Origin of the sequence: Pseudoalteromonas sp. S327 (genome assembly GCF_005886415.1) — a bacterium.
Lineage (GTDB): Bacteria > Pseudomonadota > Gammaproteobacteria > Enterobacterales > Alteromonadaceae > Pseudoalteromonas > Pseudoalteromonas atlantica.
In genome coordinates, this window is sequence record NZ_PNDP01000013.1 from 91,090 (window position 1) to 112,276 (window position 21,187).

The 21,187-nt window shown below is 41.3% G+C and carries 17 protein-coding genes; 10 read left to right on the forward strand and 7 right to left on the reverse strand.

Translation table 11 applies throughout. The annotated features are described in order from the left end of the window. Window positions 1-128 precede the first annotated feature (128 nt). Both fadJ and fadI read right to left on the reverse strand, forming a co-directional pair. Window positions 129-2,351 (reverse strand): fatty acid oxidation complex subunit alpha FadJ, encoded by a 2,223-nt coding sequence (fadJ, locus tag CWB60_RS05365; protein ID WP_055253032.1) that lies wholly within the window; start codon window positions 2,349-2,351, stop codon window positions 129-131. Next, complete coding sequence (gene fadI, locus CWB60_RS05370; RefSeq protein WP_024031879.1) at window positions 2,351-3,661, reverse strand: acetyl-CoA C-acyltransferase FadI; 1,311 nt, start codon at window positions 3,659-3,661, stop codon at window positions 2,351-2,353. Before fadI ends, fadJ begins: the two co-directional genes overlap by 1 nt. A gap of 329 nt (window positions 3,662-3,990) precedes the next feature. Between fadI and CWB60_RS05375 the strand changes: the two genes are divergently transcribed. The 9 genes from CWB60_RS05375 to CWB60_RS05415 all read left to right on the forward strand — a co-directional run bounded on the left by CWB60_RS05375 (window position 3,991) and on the right by CWB60_RS05415 (window position 13,249). Continuing rightward, a complete protein-coding gene (locus CWB60_RS05375) occupies window positions 3,991-4,947 on the forward strand; it encodes an AAA family ATPase (RefSeq protein ID WP_004587307.1) in 957 nt (318 codons plus the stop codon). A 3-nt stretch (window positions 4,948-4,950) separates the two neighbouring features. After that, entirely contained in the window at window positions 4,951-5,895 is a 945-nt protein-coding gene (locus CWB60_RS05380) for a DUF58 domain-containing protein (protein WP_054982187.1), read from the forward strand. A 2-nt stretch (window positions 5,896-5,897) separates the two neighbouring features. Next, window positions 5,898-6,332 carry a DUF4381 domain-containing protein gene (locus CWB60_RS05385; RefSeq protein WP_055253030.1) on the forward strand — a complete coding sequence of 145 codons (435 nt, stop codon included), beginning with the start codon at window positions 5,898-5,900 and terminating at the stop codon, window positions 6,330-6,332. Then, window positions 6,325-7,311 carry a vWA domain-containing protein gene (locus CWB60_RS05390; RefSeq protein WP_138577476.1) on the forward strand — a complete coding sequence of 329 codons (987 nt, stop codon included), beginning with the start codon at window positions 6,325-6,327 and terminating at the stop codon, window positions 7,309-7,311. The genes CWB60_RS05385 and CWB60_RS05390 overlap by 8 nt, the downstream gene beginning before the upstream one ends. Next, window positions 7,311-9,212 carry a vWA domain-containing protein gene (locus CWB60_RS05395; protein ID WP_138577478.1) on the forward strand — a complete coding sequence of 634 codons (1,902 nt, stop codon included), beginning with the start codon at window positions 7,311-7,313 and terminating at the stop codon, window positions 9,210-9,212. Before CWB60_RS05390 ends, CWB60_RS05395 begins: the two co-directional genes overlap by 1 nt. Beyond that, on the forward strand, window positions 9,206-10,870 hold the full coding sequence (locus CWB60_RS05400) for a BatD family protein (RefSeq protein WP_138577480.1): 1,665 nt from the start codon (window positions 9,206-9,208) through the stop codon (window positions 10,868-10,870). The genes CWB60_RS05395 and CWB60_RS05400 overlap by 7 nt, the downstream gene beginning before the upstream one ends. A gap of 63 nt (window positions 10,871-10,933) precedes the next feature. Next, window positions 10,934-11,491: a sigma-70 family RNA polymerase sigma factor gene (locus CWB60_RS05405; protein ID WP_039972214.1), complete on the forward strand. Its 558-nt coding sequence runs from the start codon at window positions 10,934-10,936 to the stop codon at window positions 11,489-11,491. Then, window positions 11,491-12,243: a DUF3379 family protein gene (locus CWB60_RS05410; RefSeq protein WP_024031868.1), complete on the forward strand. Its 753-nt coding sequence runs from the start codon at window positions 11,491-11,493 to the stop codon at window positions 12,241-12,243. Before CWB60_RS05405 ends, CWB60_RS05410 begins: the two co-directional genes overlap by 1 nt. A 160-nt stretch (window positions 12,244-12,403) precedes the next feature. Continuing rightward, entirely contained in the window at window positions 12,404-13,249 is an 846-nt protein-coding gene (locus tag CWB60_RS05415; RefSeq protein WP_138577482.1) for a Tim44 domain-containing protein, read from the forward strand. 266 nt (window positions 13,250-13,515) lie between these two features. Here the strand turns inward: CWB60_RS05415 and CWB60_RS05425 are convergent, their stop codons facing one another. The 4 genes from CWB60_RS05425 to CWB60_RS05440 all read right to left on the reverse strand — a co-directional run bounded on the left by CWB60_RS05425 (window position 13,516) and on the right by CWB60_RS05440 (window position 17,457). Continuing rightward, a complete protein-coding gene (locus tag CWB60_RS05425) occupies window positions 13,516-14,706 on the reverse strand; it encodes an amino acid aminotransferase (RefSeq protein ID WP_004587316.1) in 1,191 nt (396 codons plus the stop codon). Window positions 14,707-14,786: 80 nt separating this feature from the next. After that, window positions 14,787-15,446 carry a GAF domain-containing protein gene (locus CWB60_RS05430; RefSeq protein ID WP_138577484.1) on the reverse strand — a complete coding sequence of 220 codons (660 nt, stop codon included), beginning with the start codon at window positions 15,444-15,446 and terminating at the stop codon, window positions 14,787-14,789. A 56-nt stretch (window positions 15,447-15,502) separates the two neighbouring features. After that, window positions 15,503-17,152, reverse strand: coding sequence for a fused response regulator/phosphatase (locus CWB60_RS05435; RefSeq protein WP_138577486.1), 1,650 nt, complete (start codon window positions 17,150-17,152; stop codon window positions 15,503-15,505). After that, on the reverse strand, window positions 17,152-17,457 hold the full coding sequence (locus tag CWB60_RS05440) for an STAS domain-containing protein (RefSeq protein WP_004587319.1): 306 nt from the start codon (window positions 17,455-17,457) through the stop codon (window positions 17,152-17,154). Before CWB60_RS05440 ends, CWB60_RS05435 begins: the two co-directional genes overlap by 1 nt. Before the next feature lie 129 nt (window positions 17,458-17,586). Between CWB60_RS05440 and CWB60_RS05445 the strand changes: the two genes are divergently transcribed. After that, on the forward strand, window positions 17,587-17,916 hold the full coding sequence (locus CWB60_RS05445; protein WP_024031864.1) for an SUI1 family translation initiation factor: 330 nt from the start codon (window positions 17,587-17,589) through the stop codon (window positions 17,914-17,916). A 12-nt stretch (window positions 17,917-17,928) separates the two neighbouring features. Here the strand turns inward: CWB60_RS05445 and CWB60_RS05450 are convergent, their stop codons facing one another. Beyond that, window positions 17,929-20,943, reverse strand: a complete 3,015-nt coding sequence (locus CWB60_RS05450; RefSeq protein ID WP_171036117.1) for a bifunctional diguanylate cyclase/phosphodiesterase — start codon at window positions 20,941-20,943, stop codon at window positions 17,929-17,931. Window positions 20,944-21,187 lie beyond the last annotated feature (244 nt).

A 21,187-nucleotide genomic window follows, 5' to 3' on the forward strand; every position in this document is an offset into this window, starting at 1 on the left:
TACGTTTAGCCCCGCAGAATGATTAAGTATTATTGCGGGTTGCTATTATTGCGCCCTAGAATTCTATATTTACAAATAGCAGATATAAAAAAACCGCATATAATGCGGTTTTTTTTAATCAAGCTGTTTTACGAGTCTTGCTTTGGTGAGTCAACGCTCTCTTCTTGAGGTTGCTCATCAGCAGGTTCTGCTTCTATAGCTTGTTCAGCAACAGGTGCTGGGCTTGGCTCATCTGCAACAGGCTGCGTTTGATAAAACTTAGCGCCTGATTCAGCCATACTTACTAACGTGTCGCATGGGGCAAAATTTGCATTGCTATTAGCTAATGTAGACATTTCAGAGCTAACCTTGCTGGCGCCCAATTTATCCATATAGCTAAACGGTCCACCTAAAAACGGTGGGAAGCCAATACCAAATATAGCGCCAATGTCGCCATCACGTGGGCTGGCAATAATGCCATCGTCTAAACAACGCACGGCTTCGTTAAGCATTTGTGATACACAACGCTTAGCAATTTCGCTTTTATTTAAACGCGGTGCAGGGGTTACACCTAATAGCTCATACACTGACTCGTCAACTTTTTTGCTCTTTTTATCGTACTCATAAAAACCACGACCCGTTTTACGGCCTAGGCGTTTTGAATCAATCATACGAGAAAATGCATCAGGCGCTTTAAAACGCTCGCCTAATTCTTTTTCAAGAATTGGGGCTATTTTAGAGCCTATATCAATCCCTACTTCATCAAGTAAAGCAAGCGGCCCAACTGGGAAACCAAACTCTACAAGGGCTGCATCAATTTTTTCAATTGGCTCACCGGCAAGCATTAAATTAGCTGCTTCATTTACATAAGGCGCTAAAATACGGTTTACGTAAAAACCTGCCATGTCTTTTACCACAATGGGCGTTTTACCTTGCTTACGTGCAAAGTTAACTACGCGCGCTATAGTCTCTTGTGAAGTTCCTTCGTGCGGAATAATCTCCACTAATGGCATTTTTTCAACTGGCGAGAAGTAATGCAGGCCAATCACGTTTTCAGGGCGCTGTGCCTGTGCTGCAATTTGTGAAATAGGCAGTGATGACGTGTTACTTGCAAAAATAGTATTGCTTTGGCATTGCTGCTCTATATCGGCAACCATACCTTGCTTTAAGGCTAAATCTTCAAAAACAGCTTCTACTACTAAATCAATGTGTTTAAAGCCACTGTAGTCGGTAGTACCGGTAATACGGTTCATTGTTAACTGCATATCAGCTTTAGACATAATGCGGCGTTTAAGGCGCTTATCTAAAATTTTGTAGGTGTAGTTCATGGCATTACTAATGCCCTGCTCTGCTACATCTTTAATACGTACAGGTACTTTGGCTTTTACTGCGCTTACATGCGCAATACCAGCCCCCATTAGGCCGCCACCTAAAACAGCTGTTTTACTGATTGCTGGCGCATCGTCGTTGCGCCACTCTTTTTTCATTTCAGTGGTTGCAAAGAAAATACCGCGAAGCGCTTTAGATTCATCACTCATTACAAGTGTTGCAAAGCTTTCAGCTTCTGTTTTGTATGCTTTTAATTTATCAAGCTCTACACTTGCACGTACAGCTTTAATAATCGCAAGTGGCGCAGGGTAATGTCCGCCGGTTTTTTTAAGGACGTTTTCTTTGGCTTTTTTAAAGATAAAGTTGCGGCCAAACGGGTTTGACTCTAATAATTTACTTACTTTATCAAGCTTTGGCTCTTTATCTGCTGGCTTTTTCTTAGCTGCAAATTCTTTAGCTACTTTTAGCAATACACTTTGTGGTACTACATCATCTAATACGCCTGCTTTTTTAGCCTGCTTAGGGCGAATTTGCTTGCCAGTTAGCATCCATTCAAGTGCTTTTTGAATGCCTACAATTTTAGTTAAACGCTGCGTACCGCCGCCACCTGGTAATAAACCAAGTTGTACTTCTGGCAGGCCTACTTTAGTCATATCGCTATCTGTGCCTACGCGGTAATCACACGCTAAAGCAAACTCTAAACCACCACCAAGCGCAGCACCATGTATTGCACTTACTGTTGTATAAGGTAGTTTTGTCATATCAAAAAAGGCTTGATGACAAAGTTCACTAATTGCTAACGCATCTTCACGCTTTTGCACGCTATCAAGCATTTTTACATCAGCGCCCGCGATAAAGTTATCGCTTTTACCACTAATAAATACCATCCCCTTTACTGACTCTTGTTTCGCTTGTTCAAGTAAAGCTTTTAAGTCATCAGCGAATGAATCGCGCAGGGTGTTCATTTTCTCACCCGGCACATCAATGGTTACTACGGCAATTTTGTTTTCATCTACCGTTAAATTAAATACTGAATCTGTCATTACGCGCTCTCCAATACAAAGGCTGCACCTAAACCACCAGCAGCACACGCTGTTGTTAATGCTAAACCGCCACCACGACGTTTAAGCTCGTGTAAGCTTTGCGTAATTAAGCGAGCACCGGTTGCAGCAAATGGGTGACCATATGCCAGTGAGCCGCCGTTAACGTTAAACTTATCCATGTTAATTTCGCCAATTGCTTTGCTCCGACCAAGTTGCTCTTGCGCAAACTTATCAGATGCAAACATTTTCATATTGGCAAGTGTTTGCGATGCAAAGGCTTCGTGCATTTCAATTAAATCTAAATCAGCAAGTGTAATTCCTGCTCTATCAAGTGCGATAGGCGTTGAATGCGCTGGGCCCATTAGCATGTCTTTTTCTACACCAATTGCCGAAAACGCAAAGCTACGTACATAACCTAAAATTTCGTAGCCTAGTGCTTTTGCTTTGCTTTCGCTCATCATCAGTACGGCAGCTGCACCATCGGTTAATGGTGTTGCATTAGCAGCGGTAACCGAGCCATGTTGGCGATCAAATACCGGTTTAAGCTTAGCGTAGCCTTCAACTGTAGAATTTTTACGAATGTTATTATCTTCTTCAATAAAGCTTTTATATGGCGGTAAGTGTGCCGTCATTACTTCATCTTTTAACTTGCCATCGGCCCATGCTTGGGTTGCAAGTGAATGCGAGCGATGCGCTAGTGCATCTTGATCTTCACGGCTTATGTTATGTGTTTTAGCCATTTGCTCAGCAGTTTGGCCCATTGAAAGCCCTGTTGAGTACTCAGCAACCGCAGGCGGTACTGGTAATAAATCTTTTAAACGCAGTTTTGAGAATATTTGTAAACGCTGGCCTAAGGTACGTGCTTTGTTTAAATCAACTAAGCTACCTGCCAATTTTTTACTTACGCCAATAGGTAATACTGAAGATGAATCGGCGCCACCGGCAATACCTACATTTACAGAGCCTGCCATAATAGATTCAGCTACATTAGCAATGGCCTGAAAGCTGGTAGCACACGCACGCGATACTGAATACGCGTCTACGCCTACTGGCATACCCGTACCTAAAACAATTTCACGTGCAATATTTGGCGCTTCTGGCATTTGTACTACTTGACCAAATACAAGTTGATCGATTTCTGACTTGTCGAAATTTAATCGTTCAAGCATTTCGTTAACCACCAACTTACCCATATCAAGGGCTGGTACATGGTGAAACGCTGTTGCTTGTTTTGCAAAAGGAGTACGTAAGCCGCTAACGATGGCAATACGGTCGCCTTTTGGTGTTTTTAGTATGTTTTGCTCAGACATTTATGCTCTCCCGCTGACAGGTCTGACCTGTTTGTTTTCCTCGATTCTAAACAACCCGTGTGCTAAAGCCAATAGATAAACACAAATTTATACAAAAGCACTAAAGGTAGATATATACATAGTGCTTAATATTGACTACCACAATAGGCTTTTTTACGCGTTTTTACAAAGTTTTGTGGTACGCTAAAAACCGTTAAAAAATAACGAACTATTTTTAAAAATACAGTCTAACTCTTGAGTTACTCACTTATAAACCTTATAACTAGGTCAGTATTAATCACCTAAAATAAATTAGGTACAAACCCAGCTGACGAGGAAGTCTATTTATTATGGCAGCTAACGCATTCAAACAATTAAAAACGTACTTAGATACACAAATTATTGGCCAGCCAGAGCTTACTCAAGCACTCCTTATTGCCATTTTAGCTGATGGCCATCTATTAGTAGAAGGCCCGCCAGGGCTTGCAAAAACCCGAGCTGTTAACGCCCTTGCTAAAGGTATTGAAGGCTCGTTCCAGCGCGTGCAGTTTACGCCCGACTTATTACCTGCCGATGTAACCGGCACCGATATTTACCGCCAACAAACCAGCGAGTTTGTGTTTGAGAAAGGCCCTTTATTTCATAATCTTATTTTAGCCGATGAAATAAACCGTGCCCCAGCAAAAGTACAATCAGCACTACTAGAAGCCATGGCAGAACGCCAAGTAACGGTAGGCAAAAACACCTACCCGCTAAGCGATTTGTTTATGGTAATGGCTACCCAAAACCCGCTGGAGCAAGAAGGGACTTACCCGCTGCCAGAGGCACAATTAGACCGCTTTTTATTACATTTAAGCATTGATTACCCAGGTGCAGAGCACGAGCTAGACATACTGCGATTAACCCGTGGTGAAGCACTTAATGAACAACAAGCGGTTATGCAACAAATTACCCAAAGCGATTTATTTGCCGCTCGCCAAGCTATTTTAGGCTTGTATTTAGCCGAGCCGCTTGAGCAATATTTAGTACAGCTTATTATTGCCACTCGTGAAGGGGCTAAGTTTGATGAGCAACTTGGCCGTTGGATTGAGTTTGGCGCAAGCCCGCGTGCTACCATTGCACTTGATAAATGTGCCCGTGCCCACGCTTGGTTACATGGCCGCGATTTTGTAGCACCCGATGACATTCAAGCCGTTGTACATAATGTACTGCGCCATCGTATTATTTTAAGCTACGAAGCACAGGCTGATGGCATTACTAAAGATCAGGTTATAAGCCGCATTGTTGAACTTGTAGCCGTACCCTAAGTTATGCAAACACAATTAGACTCAAAAGCGTGGCTAAAAGAAAGCCACAGCCACGGTGTAAATTTAGCGCTAAAAGAACTGCTGTATTACAAAGCTAAAGCACAGTTATTAGAGCTGGCACCTAAAGTTAAAATTAAAAACAGTTTAACTGGGCAATACCTTGCGCCCCATAAAGGCCGAGGCATGGAGTTTGCCGAAGTGCGTCATTACCAGCAAGGTGATGACATTCGCTCTATTGACTGGCGAGTAACAGCGCGTACCGGCGAAACCCATACAAAGCTTTTTCAAGAAGAAAAAGAGCGCCCAGTTTTTGTATTTACTGATTTTTCAAACTCTATGCTATTTGGCTCAAAGCTGCTGCTTAAGTCGGTACAGGCTGCGCACATTAGCGCGCTAGTGGCGTGGTCGGCGTGTCAACGCGGAGATAGAATTGGCGGTATTGTGTTTAATCAACACTCGCATTTAGAACTAAAGCCCAGCGCCCGCGAAAAAGCGGTATTAAAGCTGTGTCATAACCTATGCGACAGCCACCAGCAAGCACTTAACAATATAGATAAACAAGCAACCAATAACTTTAGCGATAATTTAAAACGCCTTAACCACTTAGCTAAACCTGGCAGCTTAGTGTATTTAGTCTCTGACTTTAATGCCTTAGATGATGCAAGCTTTAAACAATTAGAAATATTAAGCCGCCACTGTGAGCTGATAGGCTGTCATATAAGTGATCCGTTTGAACATACGCTCCCCGCGTTTAAAAACACTGTCACGGTTAATGCCAACGGCCAAGATTTTGCGCTACCGCTTATGGATAAAAGCTTTAGAGAACGCTTTGCAAAAAACGCCGAGCAAGCATTTAGCACACGCCTAAATCGCTTAACTAAATCGGGTCTTAACTTAATATCATTCAATGCAGCGAGCCCGCTTGAGCTGCAATTAGTGAGAAAATAACCATGCAAACCAATCCACTCGATGGCCTGCACGATATAATAGCGCCAAGCCAAGTTAGTTGGTGGCCACTCGCCCCTGCTTGGTGGGTTATTATTACCCTGCTGTTCATAGCAATCTGTGCAGCTGCTTTTTGGTTTTACAAAAATTATAAATTTAAAAAGCCTAAGCGCTACGCAATCGATTTAAGCCACAACGAGCAAAGCGCGCAAACACTTCATATTATTTTAAAGCGCTTAGTAATAGAGTATTACGATAAACGCCTAGCAACGCAATCAACTGCTAACTGGTGTAACACACTTAATACCTTAACCGGTTTAAGCTTTACCGAGCATGAGCTTTTAAGCCTGTATAATGCGCAGCAAACCAATGACGCGCTTAACGAAAAATTACGCCAAGGCATAAAGCAATTTAAACTAAAGGAGCCAGTACATGTTTGAATTTAGCTGGCCATGGTTGTTTTTATTACTACCTCTGCCCTTATTACTTTTATTATTAAAACCTGCTGCCAGTAACGCACATACCCGGTTACGTATTCCAAGCTTTGCCAAACATAACTTAGCCAGCCAAAGCCTTGAAAAAAGCGCACGTAAACTAACTATTTTTGAATGGCTACTTTGGCTATTACTGGTCACTGCTGCAGCCAACCCGACATGGTTAGACGACCCCATTTCATTACCAAACGAAGGGCGCGATATAATGCTTGCGGTCGATTTATCTGGCTCAATGACCGAACAAGACATGGCTTACAACGGCCAATATGTTGATCGCCTCACTATGGTAAAAGCGGTATTGAGTGACTTTATAGAGCAGCGCCAAGGTGACAGGTTAGGCCTGATATTATTTGGCGACACCGCATTTTTACAAACGCCACTGACTCGCGATGTTAAAACCGTAAGTAAAATGCTCAGCGAGTCTCAAATAGGCTTAGTTGGGCGTGCCACTGCTATTGGCGATGCGCTAGGTTTATCGGTAAAGCGTTTTGCCAACAAAGATAAAAGTAACCGTATTGTGGTGCTATTAACCGATGGCCAAAACACCGCAGGTAATTTAAAACCTGAAGATGCCCTACTCCTTGCCCGCGAGGAAGGCATAAAAGTATATACCATAGGTGTTGGCTCAGATAACCCCCGTGGATTTAGCCTATTTAATATGGGTGGTATGAGTGGGGGCAGCTTAGATGAAAGCTTGTTAAAAGGCATTGCCGAACAAACCGGTGGGTTATATTTTAGAGCCAAAGATGTAGCTGGCCTTCAGCAAATTTACGCGGAGCTTGATAAGTTAGAGCCAATTAGCGCAGATGAGCAAACATTTCGCCCGCAAAGCTCATTGTTTTACTACCCACTACTTATTGCTATTTTACTCATTAGTTTAAAAGTAATGTTAAGCACCTTACGTGCATTAAAGGAGCCTAACTAATGGACTTTACATTTATTCGTCCCGCTGTTTTGTGGCTTTTAATACCTGCACTTGCGTTGTTTTTTATAGCCTTTATTAAACATAAAAAACAAAGCGCAGATAACCTAATTGCCCCTCATTTGGCGCCGTTTATTATGAACGAGTCAAACACTAAAGCCAGCCAACCACTTTGGCTGGTCGCTGTATTTTGCTGTTTAGCTATTATTTTTAGTGCAGGCCCTAGCTTTGAAGAAAAACAGGTTCCTGTATTTCAAAGTAAAAGTGCCCGTGTGATTGTAATGGATATGTCGTACTCAATGTACAGTACCGATATAGCACCAAATCGTTTAATGCAATCACGCTTTAAAGCACTCGATATGATTGAGCTATTTAAAGAAGGCGACACCGCTTTAGTTGCCTATGCCGGCAGTGCATTTACTATTTCGCCACTTACAAACGATGCCACTACGCTTACTAATTTAATTCCGAGTTTAAGCCCCGACATTATGCCCGACAAAGGCTCTAATGTTTTAGCTGGCCTTGATATGGCAAAAGAGCTTTTAACACAAGCAGGCTATATTGATGGCGATATAATATTAGTCACCGATGGCATAGACCAAGAAGAGCAAAGCGATATTACTAGCTTTACCAGTAATTCTTCTTATCGGCTAAATATTTATGGCGTAGGCACAGAGCAAGGCGCACCAATTAAATTACCTGAAGGCGGTTTTTTAAAAGACAGCTACGGTCAAATAGTCATCCCCACCATTAACATAAGCCGCTTAAAAAGCCTAGCGACCCGCAGTGGAGGAAAGTTTGCCCTTTACCAACCAAGCAGCAGTGACATAGCCACTTTTGCACCAAGTGCCAATAGTGAGTTATTAAAAGATGAAAAACAAAGCCATGCCCTGTGGCGCATAGACGCAGGTATATATGGGTTACTTATTTTACTGCCCTTAGGCCTTTATTTATTTAGAAGTGCAGCATTTGTAGGGGCCTTTTTAGTACTCAGCGTTTTGCCAACCCAACAGGCAAGTGCATTAGAGCTCCCCTCTTTTTTAAAAAACACTGATCAGCAAGCGCTAGATGCTTATAAAAATAAAGATTTTGAACGGGCCGCCAATGCCGACTCAAGCAGCTTAAAAGGGGCTGCATTGTACCAACAAGGTAATTTTAATGCCGCACTAGAGGCCTTTAGTAAAGATAAATCAGCCACTGGTTTTTATAACTATGCCAACGCGCTTGCCAAATCAGGACAGCTAGAACAAGCCATAGATGCTTACAGACAAGCACAAACGCTACAACCTAACTTTAGCGAAGCCGCTGATAACCAAGCTTTGGTTGAGCAGTTGCTCGAGCAACAGCAGCAACAGCAAGAGGGTGATTCGCAAGATAACCAGCAACAATCTGATCAAAGTGAGCAACAAAACAATCAGCAATCAGATCAAAACCAACAAGGTGAAAATAGCGATTCTCAATCAGAGCAAAGTCAAGGCGAGCAATCACAAGAGCAGCAAGGTGAGCCAGGTGATGAGTCTGACACTGAGCAAGACCAACAAAGTGCTGAGTCGGGTTCACAATCAGATAAACAAAATGAGCCAGAACTACAAACTCAGCCACAAGCTAATCAAGAGCAAAAACAGCCTGAGCAAACAAACGAAGAACAGGCTGAAAATACTCAGCCGCAAACAGCGCAGCAGCAAACGTTAACAGATGAGCAAAAGCAAAATGCTCAACAACAAGCCGCGCAAGCACAAACGCGTGAGCTCACCAACGAAGAGAAAGAAAAAGCCCAGCAGCTTAACCAGTTATTAAGAAAAGTACCGGACGATCCGGCAATTTTATTACGGAATAAAATGCAATTAGAAGCCCAAAAAAGACAATATCAACGTCGCCCTACAGGAGTAGAAAAATCATGGTAATGCGATTATTTTGCTGTTTATTGCTATTAAGTGCGATGCCATCATGGGCCGCCACCAAATTAGAGGCAAGTGTAGATAAAAACCCAGTCCTTGCTGGCGAATTTTTTATGCTTAACATTTCAGTTGACGACACAATAAAAAGCGAGCAACCCGACACCTCGGTGTTACTTAAAGACTTTGTAGTTGGGCCAACAAGTTTAAGTACGCGCACCAACATTATAAATGGCAGCATTAATAAGCAAACAACCTGGTCTGTTAAGTTAATGACCCGTAATGAAGGTGAATACACCATTCCGGCATTTAACGTGGCCGGTTTAAGCTCGCAGCCAATAAAATTAAAAGTGGCAAAGCGCGCTGCCGATGCTGATAAAAATAACGATATTTTTTTAAAAACATCGCTCTCAAGTGACTCGTTGTTTGTTCAAGAAGCTGGCGTATATACGATTAAACTCTACCTAGCAAAAGAGCTGCTTGATGGCAGCCTAAGTACGCCCAGTATGCAAGATGCACAGCTTACTCAATTAGGTAAACAAACCGAAAGCTATGAGCTTGTAGATGGTAAACGTTATTTAGTGATCACCCGAGAATACTTACTACAACCGCAAAAAAGTGGTGTATACACCATTGTTGGTCCTACGTTTCAAGGCCGTGTACAGCAAAATTACCGCCAATTAGAAGTGTCGGCTTTAGGAGATGATCAGCAACTTGAGATAAAACCTATTCCGGCAAACTATAAAGGCGCATGGCTACCAAGTGAGTTAGTTAATATTGATGAGCAGTGGCAGCCTGATGAAAATACAGTAGAAGTTGGCACGCCTATTACACGCACTATTACCTTAACCGCGTTAGGGGTTACTAAAGAGCAACTGCCCGAAATTGATATGAAAACCATTGCGGGGATTCGCAGTTACCCCGATGATGTAGAAACAAACAATGCCGTAAGAAACGGACGGGTTGTATCTCAGCAAACAGCGTCATTTGCGTTATTACCACAAAAAGCGGGCACCTACACCCTCCCAGAAATAACACTGCCTTGGTATAACACCAAAATAAACCGCATTAGTTACGCTACATTGCCTGAGCGCACTATAACGGTAACTCCTAGCGCCAATGCTATAAACCCAGGTGCTATTGCAAACGACAACCTTAATACAGGTGAGCCAACTTTGCCTGCTAACAAAGTAAGTAATACACAGCAGCCCAATACAACAATAGCCGCGCCGCAAAGTGTTATTCCGCTTTGGTTAATTATTATTGCCGTGCTTGGGTATATTTTTTGGATAATCACTGCAATTTTTTATTGGTTAAGCCGTTCAACTAATAATGAGCCAAAAAATAACAGTGTATCTGTAAATAAAGCCCCACCGCTTTCATTAAACGCGCTTAAAAATGCAGCTAAATCAAATAATCTCAATGCATTTTATAGCGAACTAAATGCGGTAGCGATTAAGCTTACGGGCAAAAAAGTGGCTGCGATAGATACGTTAATACACAACATCAAAAATGATGAACTGGCGACGCAGGTTAACCGTTTACAGTCAGCTCTTTATGCAAATAGCAGTGCAGATGTCGATCTTAATGCTATTATTAACATAATTGAGCAGCACCAAGTTCAACGTACAAAGTCGCAACAAGCTGTATTAAAAGACCTTTATTAACTAGTTTGATAAATTTAGGTCTTTTCATGCATTAAATAATAAATTTTAATTAAAAAAGTACTTATGCTTGGAAAGAAAAAATCAAATAATCAGGTCTTAGTTGATATGGCAGAGAAACAAAAGCGCTATGAAGCCTTGGTCCATGTATATAATAAGGAGCTTTATCGCTTTGCTTATTGGTTATGCCGTGACCCACATATTGCAGATGACCTAGTACAAGAAACGTTTTTACGTGCTTGGCGCTCGCTTGACTCATTATTGGATCAAAAAGCCGCCAAGCCTTGGCTGCTGACTATTTTGCGTAGAGAAAATGCACGTCGCTTTGAGCGCAAGCAGTTTGACTACAGCGATGTAGAAAACGATACACTTGTCGATGAAACCAGCCATTCGTTAGATGATGAAATGGAGCAAACGGTTATCCAACGCCAAATTGCGCTGCTATCTGATGAATACAGAGAACCCTTACTTCTGCAAGTTGTTATGGGGTGCTCTGGTGAAGAAATAGCAGAGATTCTCGATTTAAATAAAAACACGGTTATGACTCGTTTATACCGTGCCAGAAACCAACTTAAAGAGGCTTTAAGCCGTGATGATGAACAACTTAAAGGGGCATCAAAATAATGGATGAACTTGAGTTTCGTCGACGCACTATTGCGCAGCCAAACGATTTAGATAAGGAGCTTTTAGAGTTTGCTAAAGAGAGCTCTGAGCGACAAAACTTTATAAGCGATATGAAAGACTTTGATAAACAAATTCAAGATGCGTTAGATGTGCCTGTGCCTGACAATCTTGCTGAGCGTATTCTTTTAAACACCTCGTTAAAAGAAAAAGCAATGCAAGAAGAGCAAGCAACTGGGGATAACGTTGTAGATGCACGCTCACGTTTTAAGTTTGACCGTGTTCACTTAGCCCTAGCCGCGTCTTTTTTTGTAGCTATTGGCGCATTCTTTTTTAGCACAGAGCAACACATTGCTCATGAAGCAGGCGAACATGCTTTAACCCATGTTTACCATGAAATTACCGCCCTTGAAAAAACCAATGCTATTAGCCTACAAAGCGTTAACGATAAGCTTGCACTGCTAGGCGCTCATATAGAAGAGCTGCCAGGTAAAATTACTTATGCGATGTTTTGCGACTTTAAAGGTGAAAAAGGTCTGCACTTAATTTTTGAGTCGGACTTTGGCCCAATGACGGTCTTTATTGTTCCTTCTGAGAATAAGTCGTTTGGGTTTGGCGAAGATGATTTTCATGATGCGCGCTTTGCAGGTCATATTAATCGAGGCGACAAAGCCGATACTATTTTAGTGGCTAATACCGGCGCGCCAATTAATGTGTACAACGAACGGGTTACCAATGCCATTCGCTGGCTGTAACTAGCGCTTAACGACTAAAAACCGCTGAGTAACACTGAGCGGTTTTTTTGTGCCTATTCAGCGCTCATTTTTCATCCAAAACAATTGATTTTAAATGTAATTATTAATTTTTACTGAAAAGTTAATTATACTCACCGCTCAGTTTAACTTAGGGAATTACATGAAGAACATCATCGTTATATTTTCATTACTTGCACTACTGTGTACAGCAAGTTTTGATGCACACGCACGCAAAAAGTTTGGTAGTAGTAAACGCGGTACAACCCCAGCAACACAACAAACCACACAAAAGCAAAAAGCCGATACCACAGCACCTGCAGCCAAGACAAAAAGCAGTAAAAAAGGCATTATGGCCGGCGTATTAGGCGGATTGTTAGCCGGCGGTTTAATTGCCGCTATGCTAGGAGATAACTTTGAGGGCATGCAGCTATTAGAAATTATTTTATTAGCAGGCGTTGTCTTTATTTTGTTTAAACTTATTACGGGGTTTATGCGCGCTCGCCACTCCCCGCAATTAGCCGGTACACACGCTACGGGGCACTCTGCTTTTAAGCAAACTGCCGCAGAGCAACCTGCCAGCAGTGGTTTTACCCAGCAAAGCGCACACACTGAGCAAGTACCTTTCAATTTACCCCCTAATTTTGACGTAAATGGCTTTTTACAAGGCGCGCGTAGCCACTATCACACTATGCAAACTGCGTGGAATAATGCAGATTACGCCACGATGGCTGAGTATTTAAGCCCATCGTTAGCTCAAGAGTTTAAAGCTGAGCGCGAAGCGATTGAACGGGTAGCGACTGAGGTGATGTTTATTGATGCCGAGCTTGTGCGCGCTGAAACAACAGCAAATTCGTGGCAAGTAAGTGTGCAATTTAAAGGCAAATACCGCGACTTAGACGACAAAAAAGAAGAGCCTATTTTAGAGATTTGGCACCTTCAGCGTGCTACCACCTCCGATGCACCGTGGCTGATTGTAGGCGTAGAAGACTTAATCGAAAGCGAATAGTGCTGTAATTATAGTTATACCAATTCGCTTAATTAAGTGATCTACTTTGAGGGAGGATAAACGTGTTGATAGCTCGGCAAAAAAATCGCTATTTAGGTGTTCTAAATGAGAGCTTTTTAACGCAGGTAGCGACACGTTTAGCCCCGCAAAATAATTAAGTATCATTGCGGATTGGTATTAGCTAATTGGTATAAATAACAGCTAAAAAAAACCGCCCAGCCTAAAGTTTAGGCTGGGCGGTTTTTTATTACTGTTATGTAGTAGTATTATTTACAAACGTCAGCAACGGCGTTTGCGAAATACTCAATATTAGTATCACTAATACCCGCAACATTTACGCGGCTAGAACCAACAATGTAAATACCGTATTCTTTTTGTAGGCGCGCAATTTGCTCTTTATTAATGCCTAAGAAAGAAAACATACCGTGTTGACGTTCAATAAACGAAAAGTCTTGCTCTATCTCTTTTGCTGCTAAGCTTTCTTTAATTAAGCTACGTAAACCATTAATACGATTACGCATTTCATCAAGCTCACTGTGCCACATTTGTGTAAGCTCTGTGCTGCTTAAAATAGTGTTTACAATGTCAGCACCGTGCGCTGGAGGCATTGAATAAATACTACGAACAACGCTTAATAGCACTGAATTTGAAATATCAGCGGTTGCAGTGTCTTTTGCAATAATTGAACACGCACCAATACGCTCACGGTATAAGCCAAAGTTTTTAGAACATGATGAACAAATAATTAGCTCTTCTACTGCATCAGCTAAAATGCGCAGTCCACGTGCATCTTCTTCAAGTGACGAGCCAAAGCCTTGGTAAGCAATATCAATAAGTGGTGTAAAGCCAACTTCTTTTGCAAGCTGAGCAACTGTGTTCCACTGTGTCTCGTTTAAGTCCATACCACTTGGGTTATGACAACAAGCATGAAGTAGCACAATATCCCCTTTTGGTACTTGCTTAAGGGTGTTTATCATGTCGTCGAACAATAAATCTTTGTTTTCGTAATCGTAGTACGGGTATTCTTTAACGTTTAAGCCCGCAGCTTCAAACAAGCTAATGTGGTTTGCCCATGTTGGCGTAGTTACCCACACTGTTGCGTCTTTATTGCAACGCTTAACAAATTCAGCGGCAACGCGAAGTGCACCTGTACCACCTGGTGCTTGTGCAGTACGTACGCGGTTTGCTAAAAGTGCTTGGTGCTCACCTAGTAATAGGTTTTCCATTTTTTGACAGTAGTCTAAGTTACCCGCTAAACCAATGTAAGATTTGCTTGTTTCGTTTTCTAAACGAAATGCTTCAGCTTTTTTTACCGCTTTTAATACCGGTGTGTTGCCTTGCTCATCTTTATAGACACCTACACCTAAATCAATCTTGTTAGGGTTTGTATCTTGTTTATAGGCTGCCATAAGGCCAAGAATAGGATCTGTTGGTAATGGTTTTAATTCTGAGAACATTAGCTATCTCTTATCATTAATTAGGGGTTGGCTGTTGTAGTAAGCTTAACATAAAAGCTTACCTTCTTGGCTAGTGATATTTACACTAGAAAGTGAGGAATTTTAATGCAGCACGCAACTAATACAGCCAGTGTACGGCTATCAAAAAAGTCGTTACTAAATGCCTCTGCATCTATAATACCGACGCATTCATGTTGCTCGTTAAATAAGGGTAAACAGGTTTCAGCTTTCACTTTAGGGTCACACGTATAGTACTCACCACCTTGTGCTAAATAGTTTTCTACGTTGTTAATTACACGCCCGCGCTTAGACAATGCAACTTGTACATTATTGCTGCCTGCTGCGAATGCTTCAGTAAGAGGAAACAGTGGACGGCTTGGCGCACCTTGATACGCCAGCTTTAATAATTGCGGACCCTGAGCAGTGTCAACCGCTTGATAAATACCATACCAATCGACCTGTGTTTGCTGCTCTATGTAATTAACTATATTTTGTAGGTTTGCTAGTTTTTGCTCGTTTTGTGAAGTCGCGCTCACGTGATCAATAAGTTTAAATGGCTCATCTTGTAAATAACCAAACAAACTACACGCACCGCCTTCACCGAGTTCAGGAATTTGATATTCCCAACGTACAGACGGCAGCGCGCTTGCAGCAATATACTGTTCTAGCTGCTCTAGCTCTTTGGCAATTAATTGTGGGTCTATATTTAATTGCGCAATATCAAGGTAAGAAGAAATCATTTGGCCATCCATACATCTAAAATTTTTTAGATAATAACATGGAAATTTTTTCTGAGCTATAGCAACTTGTAACACATTTCGACTTGGTTACCACTTGCGTTATACGTGACTTTTTCTGCCACTTCTTCGAGTAACGATAAGCCACGGCCAAACTCTGCGTTGAGTTCGGTACGTGTAGAGGAGTCACTTGAGAACCCCCTACCCGAGTCACAAATAATAAAGTACAAACACAAAGTATCTGGGCAATAACGCATATCAATAATAATCATCGCCTCTTTCATTTTACTCAGTGCTTGCTCTCTTAATTCATAGTATTTAAAAAAGCCATCGTCTTGTTTTTTTATGTCTGAATCAAGGCCTAACACGCCGTGATCAAGTGCATTGTTATACGCCTCAGAGAGCAATAAAAATATATTTGAGCGATGCGACCTAAGCCCCTCAACACTGCTTAATACATTAACAACATCATACACAGGGTCTGTGCATTTAATTTGCTGTGCGTTTAAGCTAAGTGAAAAGTTAAATGCCAAATTAGAATACGCCTCTTTGGCCTCAGGCTCTGGGGTTAGCGGCAAACAATTAAGCAGCACTAAGCTTAAGTCGTCTAATTGCTCACTGCCATTGGCAAAGGTATTTACATTATCTATAACACGCTGACTGCTGATCATCGGCTTGCTTTTAAGTGCTGCTAAAAAGCGCTGCTCACCATAAAAAATATCGGCGTCGTTGTTAGTTTCTATTATGCCATCGGTTGAAAGCACCAAGCGGGTGTTTTTATCAACTTCTAAATTAATTAGTTCATATTCAAATTCATCGCTGTCTAAAATCCCCAGCGCCATATGTTGCGACTCAAGCGTTTGCTTTACTTCACCATCGGTATTTATTAAGTACGCATCTGGTAAGCCACCAAGCCATGCTGAAATACTTTTGCCCGAGGCACTGAGCTCAATAATAGTCGCCGCGCAGAACATGTGCTCTGGCAGTAAATTATGCAGTAATATATTGATCTCAGAGGCGATATCGTTAACAGCCATGCCTTTTTGCACCATAGTGTAAAACACCCGTGATGCAGGTAATGCTCCAATCGCGGCCGCTAACCCATGCCCGGTAAAATCACCCAACATGCAATATAAATTGCCTATTGGGCTTTGCGCGACTAAAAACATGTCACCGTTAAACATAGAAGCAGGAGAAAGGCTAAAGTCTAAATGGTCTTTAAACTTATCTTGGTTTTCGAGCGAATTATTAAAAATGTGCTCAATTATTTCGTGCTCGCGCTCTATTTGATTGCGATGATACTCAAGTAAGGTGTTTTGTTGATGGGCTTTTTTACTTAATTCGCGCGTACGGCTGTGCGCTTTAATTTTTGCGTTTAAAATTACTTTTTCAAACGGCTTTTGAATAAAGTCATCCCCGCCTACTTCTAAACAACGCTCAAAGCTGCTTTGATCTTCAAGCGAAGTAATAAAAATAATGGGTAGATAAACGTCGTTGTATCGCTGCTTTATCAGCTTTGCAGCTTCAAAGCCATCCATTACCGGCATAAGTACATCGAGTAGAACAATATCAATCGCTTCTTTTTCTAACACCTCGAGTGCTTCTAGGCCGTTAAACGCAATTGATATTTTATAGTTTTCTTCGAGCAGCATTTTTTCGAGCAGGATGCGATTAAGCGCCTGATCGTCAACAATAAGTACGTGGGTCATTAGTTAATATCAAACTTCTTATCAAAACGTGATATTTGCAGTATTTTTTTAAGCTGAGGCTGACAATTGCTGATCTCTATTGTTTGTACCTGGCTTTCAATGGTTTTTTTCATGTTAAGCAACATACCAAGAGCAGAGCTATCCATGTAGTCGGTCTCTCTTAAATCGATAATCACTTTATTTGTTTTAGGCTCAATTTGGGCATAGGCTTGGCGAAATGATTGCACTAAATTAAAGTCAAATTTGCCTTTAATTTGTATCGTTAAAGTACTTTCATCAACCGATAAACTCTTTGTTAAACTCATTATAAACTCCAATAATATTTCCTTTGACCTAAATATAACCTGTTAAAAGTATTTAGCAAAAATAAAAACACTCGCCAGCAAATTTGTTATTATTTAATACATCAATAAAAACGTTTATTTAGGTAAATTATGAGTGATAACCGCTTAGTATATTCAACCGATATGGGCCGAATTAGCCAGCCAAAGGTTGAGCAAGAACCCACTGCAAAACTATTTAAAGATGGCTTTATCCGCATAGAGCGCCAAACTAAGGGCCGAAAAGGTAAAGGTGTGATGTTGGTTGTGGGTATAGATCCAAAAGCGCACGATCTAAAAAAGCTAGCTAAAACCATAAAAAGTAAAATGGGCCAAGGTGGCGCGGTAAAAGAAGGCATTATTGAAGTTCAAGGCGATGATCGCGAAAAACTAAAAGGGATTTTAGAAACCCTTAAATTTAAAGTAAAAATTGCGGGTGGCTAAACCCGCAACTTTTTATTTGCTACTAGCAATGTTAGGCGCATCGTTTAATTTTTTGTATAACGCTAGCAGTTCGCTCTCAGCAATCGGTTTACTGTAATAAAACCCTTGCACAATATAACAATTATTATTTTGCAAAAACTCTACTTGTTCAATCGTTTCAACCCCTTCTGCAACTACGTCTAATTTAAGCTTTTGCGCCATGGCTATAATAGCGGCGGTAATTTCCATGTCATTAGAATCAGCAGGGATATCTTTTACAAACGAGCGGTCAATTTTTAATATGTCGACCGGGAATCGTTTTAAGTAACTTAGCGACGAATAGCCAGTACCAAAATCATCAATCGATATTGAAATGCCCAGTGCTTTTAGTTCGTGTAACTGCGTAATAGCAGCTTCAACATTGCCCATTAGCATACTTTCGGTAAGCTCCAAGTGTAACCGCTTAGCACTTACCCCTGTTTGTTTAATAATACTGCTTAGCATGGGCACTAAATTAGCGTCTTTAAACTGACGTGCCGATAAATTAATAGATACGTTGTTATCTCGTCCATCTTGCGCTAAACGCACGGCAAACTCGCACGATTGCTGCAATACCCACTCACCGAGTTCTACAATGAGCCCTGTTGCCTCAGCAATAGGAATAAACTTGGTCGGCGATATAAGCCCTTCTACTGGGTGGAACCAGCGTAGTAGCGCTTCATAGCCTACAACGTGCTGAGTTAATGAGTTTATTTGCGGCTGATAATAAACCTCAAACTGTTTTTCTTTAATCGCATGGCGTAATTCGTTTTCAATGAACAGCCTTTCATTGGCAGCCGCGTTCAGCTCTTGGCTATAAAAGTGGTAAGTATTACGCCCTTTGGCTTTTGCCTCATACATTGCTAAATCAGCATGTTTTAAAAGCTGATCTTCTTCTAGGCTATCGTAAGGGGCCATTGTAATACCAATACTAGCGCTGACTATTACTTCGTTATTGCCAAGCTTTATAGGCACATTAAGTGTTTTTTGAATAGTATTTGCGACATCACTGGCATGCTCTTGGCTTTCAATACCACTGAGTAATACAGCAAATTCGTCGCCCCCTAGGCGGGCAATTGTATCTTCGGCGCGTAAGCGTGCTTTAAGGCGGTTAGCAACTTCAATTAGTAACTGATCGCCTGCATCGTGGCCTAACGTATCGTTAATGCGTTTAAATTCATCTAAATCAAAGTAAAAAAGTGCAAACGCATAATGGCCGCGCTCAGCCAAAGCCATTGATTTACGCAGCTGCATTCTAAAAAATGTTCGGTTTGCTAAGCCCGTTAACGTGTCAAAGTACGCAAGCTGCTCCATTTTGCGCTGGCTTTCTTTAACAAACGAAATATCTTGTGCGGAGGCTACATAACTGGTGATCTCACCGCCATCTTCGCGAATAGGAGAAACACTTAGCGATACCCAAATAGGCTGTTTATCATTGCCCTGAATCAAGGTATCACCACGCCAGTAGTTTCTACTGCGAAGGTCGATATTGATATCTTCAACCAAAATGGCCATCTCAGATGCGATAATATTCAACAGCGGCGCGCGGTTAAAGTGGCTCTCTGGGTAGCCTGTCATCTCAAGCATTTTGGGATTAACGTATTCTATAACAAAGTTTTCATCGGTGATCACCACACCGGTTCCTGAGAAGGCAACGGCTTTAGAGAGCCTATTAGCGGCTTTCTCGGCAATTTCTTTTTCTGTAATTCGCTGGTTTAACCCATCTATAAGCTTACGAATTTCTACGGTCATATCTCTAAATGAGCCGTTTAGCGTGCCTATTTCGTCTTTGTTCTCTGGCGGGAATTCGGTTAGTAATTGCCCTTTACCAAAGCCAGTAACTGCATGTACTAATGTGTGAATTCTGCGAAGCACTAGCTGATACAGCGCTTGGTGTAACAATAAGGCAACCAAGACCGCATAAAGCACAAACAAGCCAAAGAACTTCAGTTTTAAATCTTGCAGAGCAGAGAGCGTTGATGAGCGTTTTTTATAAACCCCAATATACCAGTCTAATTTATCAATTTTACGAATATTAATAATGTGTGCTTCATCATTTTGTACAAACGAATTAGCATACTCTGGTAATTTCATGGTAATTGCTTCATTTATAATGGCTTGCAATTGCGGATTAACGAATTCGTTTGTTGTTATTGTTTTATCTTTGCTGCCATAACTTGCTTGTAGCGCTGGGTTAAGACTCGGGTGAGCAAGCAGTTGGCCTTTTTTATCAAAAACCAGTAAATGTTTTTCTTTATCGCCCACAGGTAAAAATGAAATCAGCGTGTTTAAATCTATATCGCTGCCGGTCACCCCTAAAAATTCATTATCAACATACAAAGGGACAAGCAAACTAATAACCCATTTATGCCATACTTTATCGTAATAAACCTTAGACCACACAGGTTCTCTGCTGGGGTTTAAATCACTTTGTACATACTTAAATGTTGCACCATTAGAGCCTCTGAGTTCAGCCGGTGCGTTTAACGCCCAATTGGGAGGCGAGACACGGATGAAATCGTCTTTGGTGATCATATAAAAATTAAAAAAGTCGTGAATTAAGGTTGGTGAAATGACTTTCCATAACGACTCTGAGTTATTAAATAAACGCTTATAAAAAGGAGAATAATGCTGCTGAGGAAGAAATGCGGCTGAAAGGCCGTCGCTCGATGCACTGCGTATAGTGCCGTCGCTATTAAATTGTAACTGGGTTTTGTTAGATAAATTGATTGCTGAACTATCACTAAATAGCTGCTCTGACACAACATTATTAGCCTGTTTGGCAACGGCTGATTTTGTTTTGATTAGTGCGTCAAATTGCCTGATAAGTAATTCGGTGGAGCTTTTAAGTACTTCATGCTCTTCGAAAACTAATTGTTTCTCTTCAGATTTAAGCATCAGCGCGGCAGCGCACACACCGGCAATTAAACAAATTGCAGATATAAGCAACGACAGCTTTACACTTAAAGAATTTAGTCCAAAACGCGATGGAGGGCGTCTATACACCACAGGCCAACCTTACTATTTTAGTTGTTGTTATTTTTAGCTAATACCTGAAATATACCAGATCCCTATTCATATTTATAAACTATTTGTAAATTTTATCTAAATGTTAGCTAGGAGCTGATAATTATTCATTATGTCTATTTAAACTGGCTTGCTTGTTGACTTTGCTAGTAACACCTCATACATTAACAGCATGAAAATTATCTTATCTTGCACTTTTTTTTCTTTTTTTAGCTTCTTTATATAA

Coding starts and splice junctions, on each gene's coding strand:
- CWB60_RS05425 (WP_004587316.1), bottom strand. CDS start 14,706: ATGTTCTCAGAATTAAAACCATTACCAACAGATCCTATTCTTGGCCTT.
- CWB60_RS05410 (WP_024031868.1), top strand. CDS start 11,491: ATGGATGAACTTGAGTTTCGTCGACGCACTATTGCGCAGCCAAACGAT.
- CWB60_RS05385 (WP_055253030.1), top strand. CDS start 5,898: ATGCAAACCAATCCACTCGATGGCCTGCACGATATAATAGCGCCAAGC.
- CWB60_RS05440 (WP_004587319.1), bottom strand. CDS start 17,457: ATGAGTTTAACAAAGAGTTTATCGGTTGATGAAAGTACTTTAACGATA.
- fadJ (WP_055253032.1), bottom strand. CDS start 2,351: ATGACAGATTCAGTATTTAATTTAACGGTAGATGAAAACAAAATTGCC.
- CWB60_RS05375 (WP_004587307.1), top strand. CDS start 3,991: ATGGCAGCTAACGCATTCAAACAATTAAAAACGTACTTAGATACACAA.
- CWB60_RS05430 (WP_138577484.1), bottom strand. CDS start 15,446: ATGATTTCTTCTTACCTTGATATTGCGCAATTAAATATAGACCCACAA.
- CWB60_RS05380 (WP_054982187.1), top strand. CDS start 4,951: ATGCAAACACAATTAGACTCAAAAGCGTGGCTAAAAGAAAGCCACAGC.
- CWB60_RS05400 (WP_138577480.1), top strand. CDS start 9,206: ATGGTAATGCGATTATTTTGCTGTTTATTGCTATTAAGTGCGATGCCA.
- CWB60_RS05445 (WP_024031864.1), top strand. CDS start 17,587: ATGAGTGATAACCGCTTAGTATATTCAACCGATATGGGCCGAATTAGC.
- fadI (WP_024031879.1), bottom strand. CDS start 3,661: ATGTCTGAGCAAAACATACTAAAAACACCAAAAGGCGACCGTATTGCC.
- CWB60_RS05390 (WP_138577476.1), top strand. CDS start 6,325: ATGTTTGAATTTAGCTGGCCATGGTTGTTTTTATTACTACCTCTGCCC.
- CWB60_RS05405 (WP_039972214.1), top strand. CDS start 10,934: ATGCTTGGAAAGAAAAAATCAAATAATCAGGTCTTAGTTGATATGGCA.
- CWB60_RS05395 (WP_138577478.1), top strand. CDS start 7,311: ATGGACTTTACATTTATTCGTCCCGCTGTTTTGTGGCTTTTAATACCT.
- CWB60_RS05435 (WP_138577486.1), bottom strand. CDS start 17,152: ATGACCCACGTACTTATTGTTGACGATCAGGCGCTTAATCGCATCCTG.
- CWB60_RS05415 (WP_138577482.1), top strand. CDS start 12,404: ATGAAGAACATCATCGTTATATTTTCATTACTTGCACTACTGTGTACA.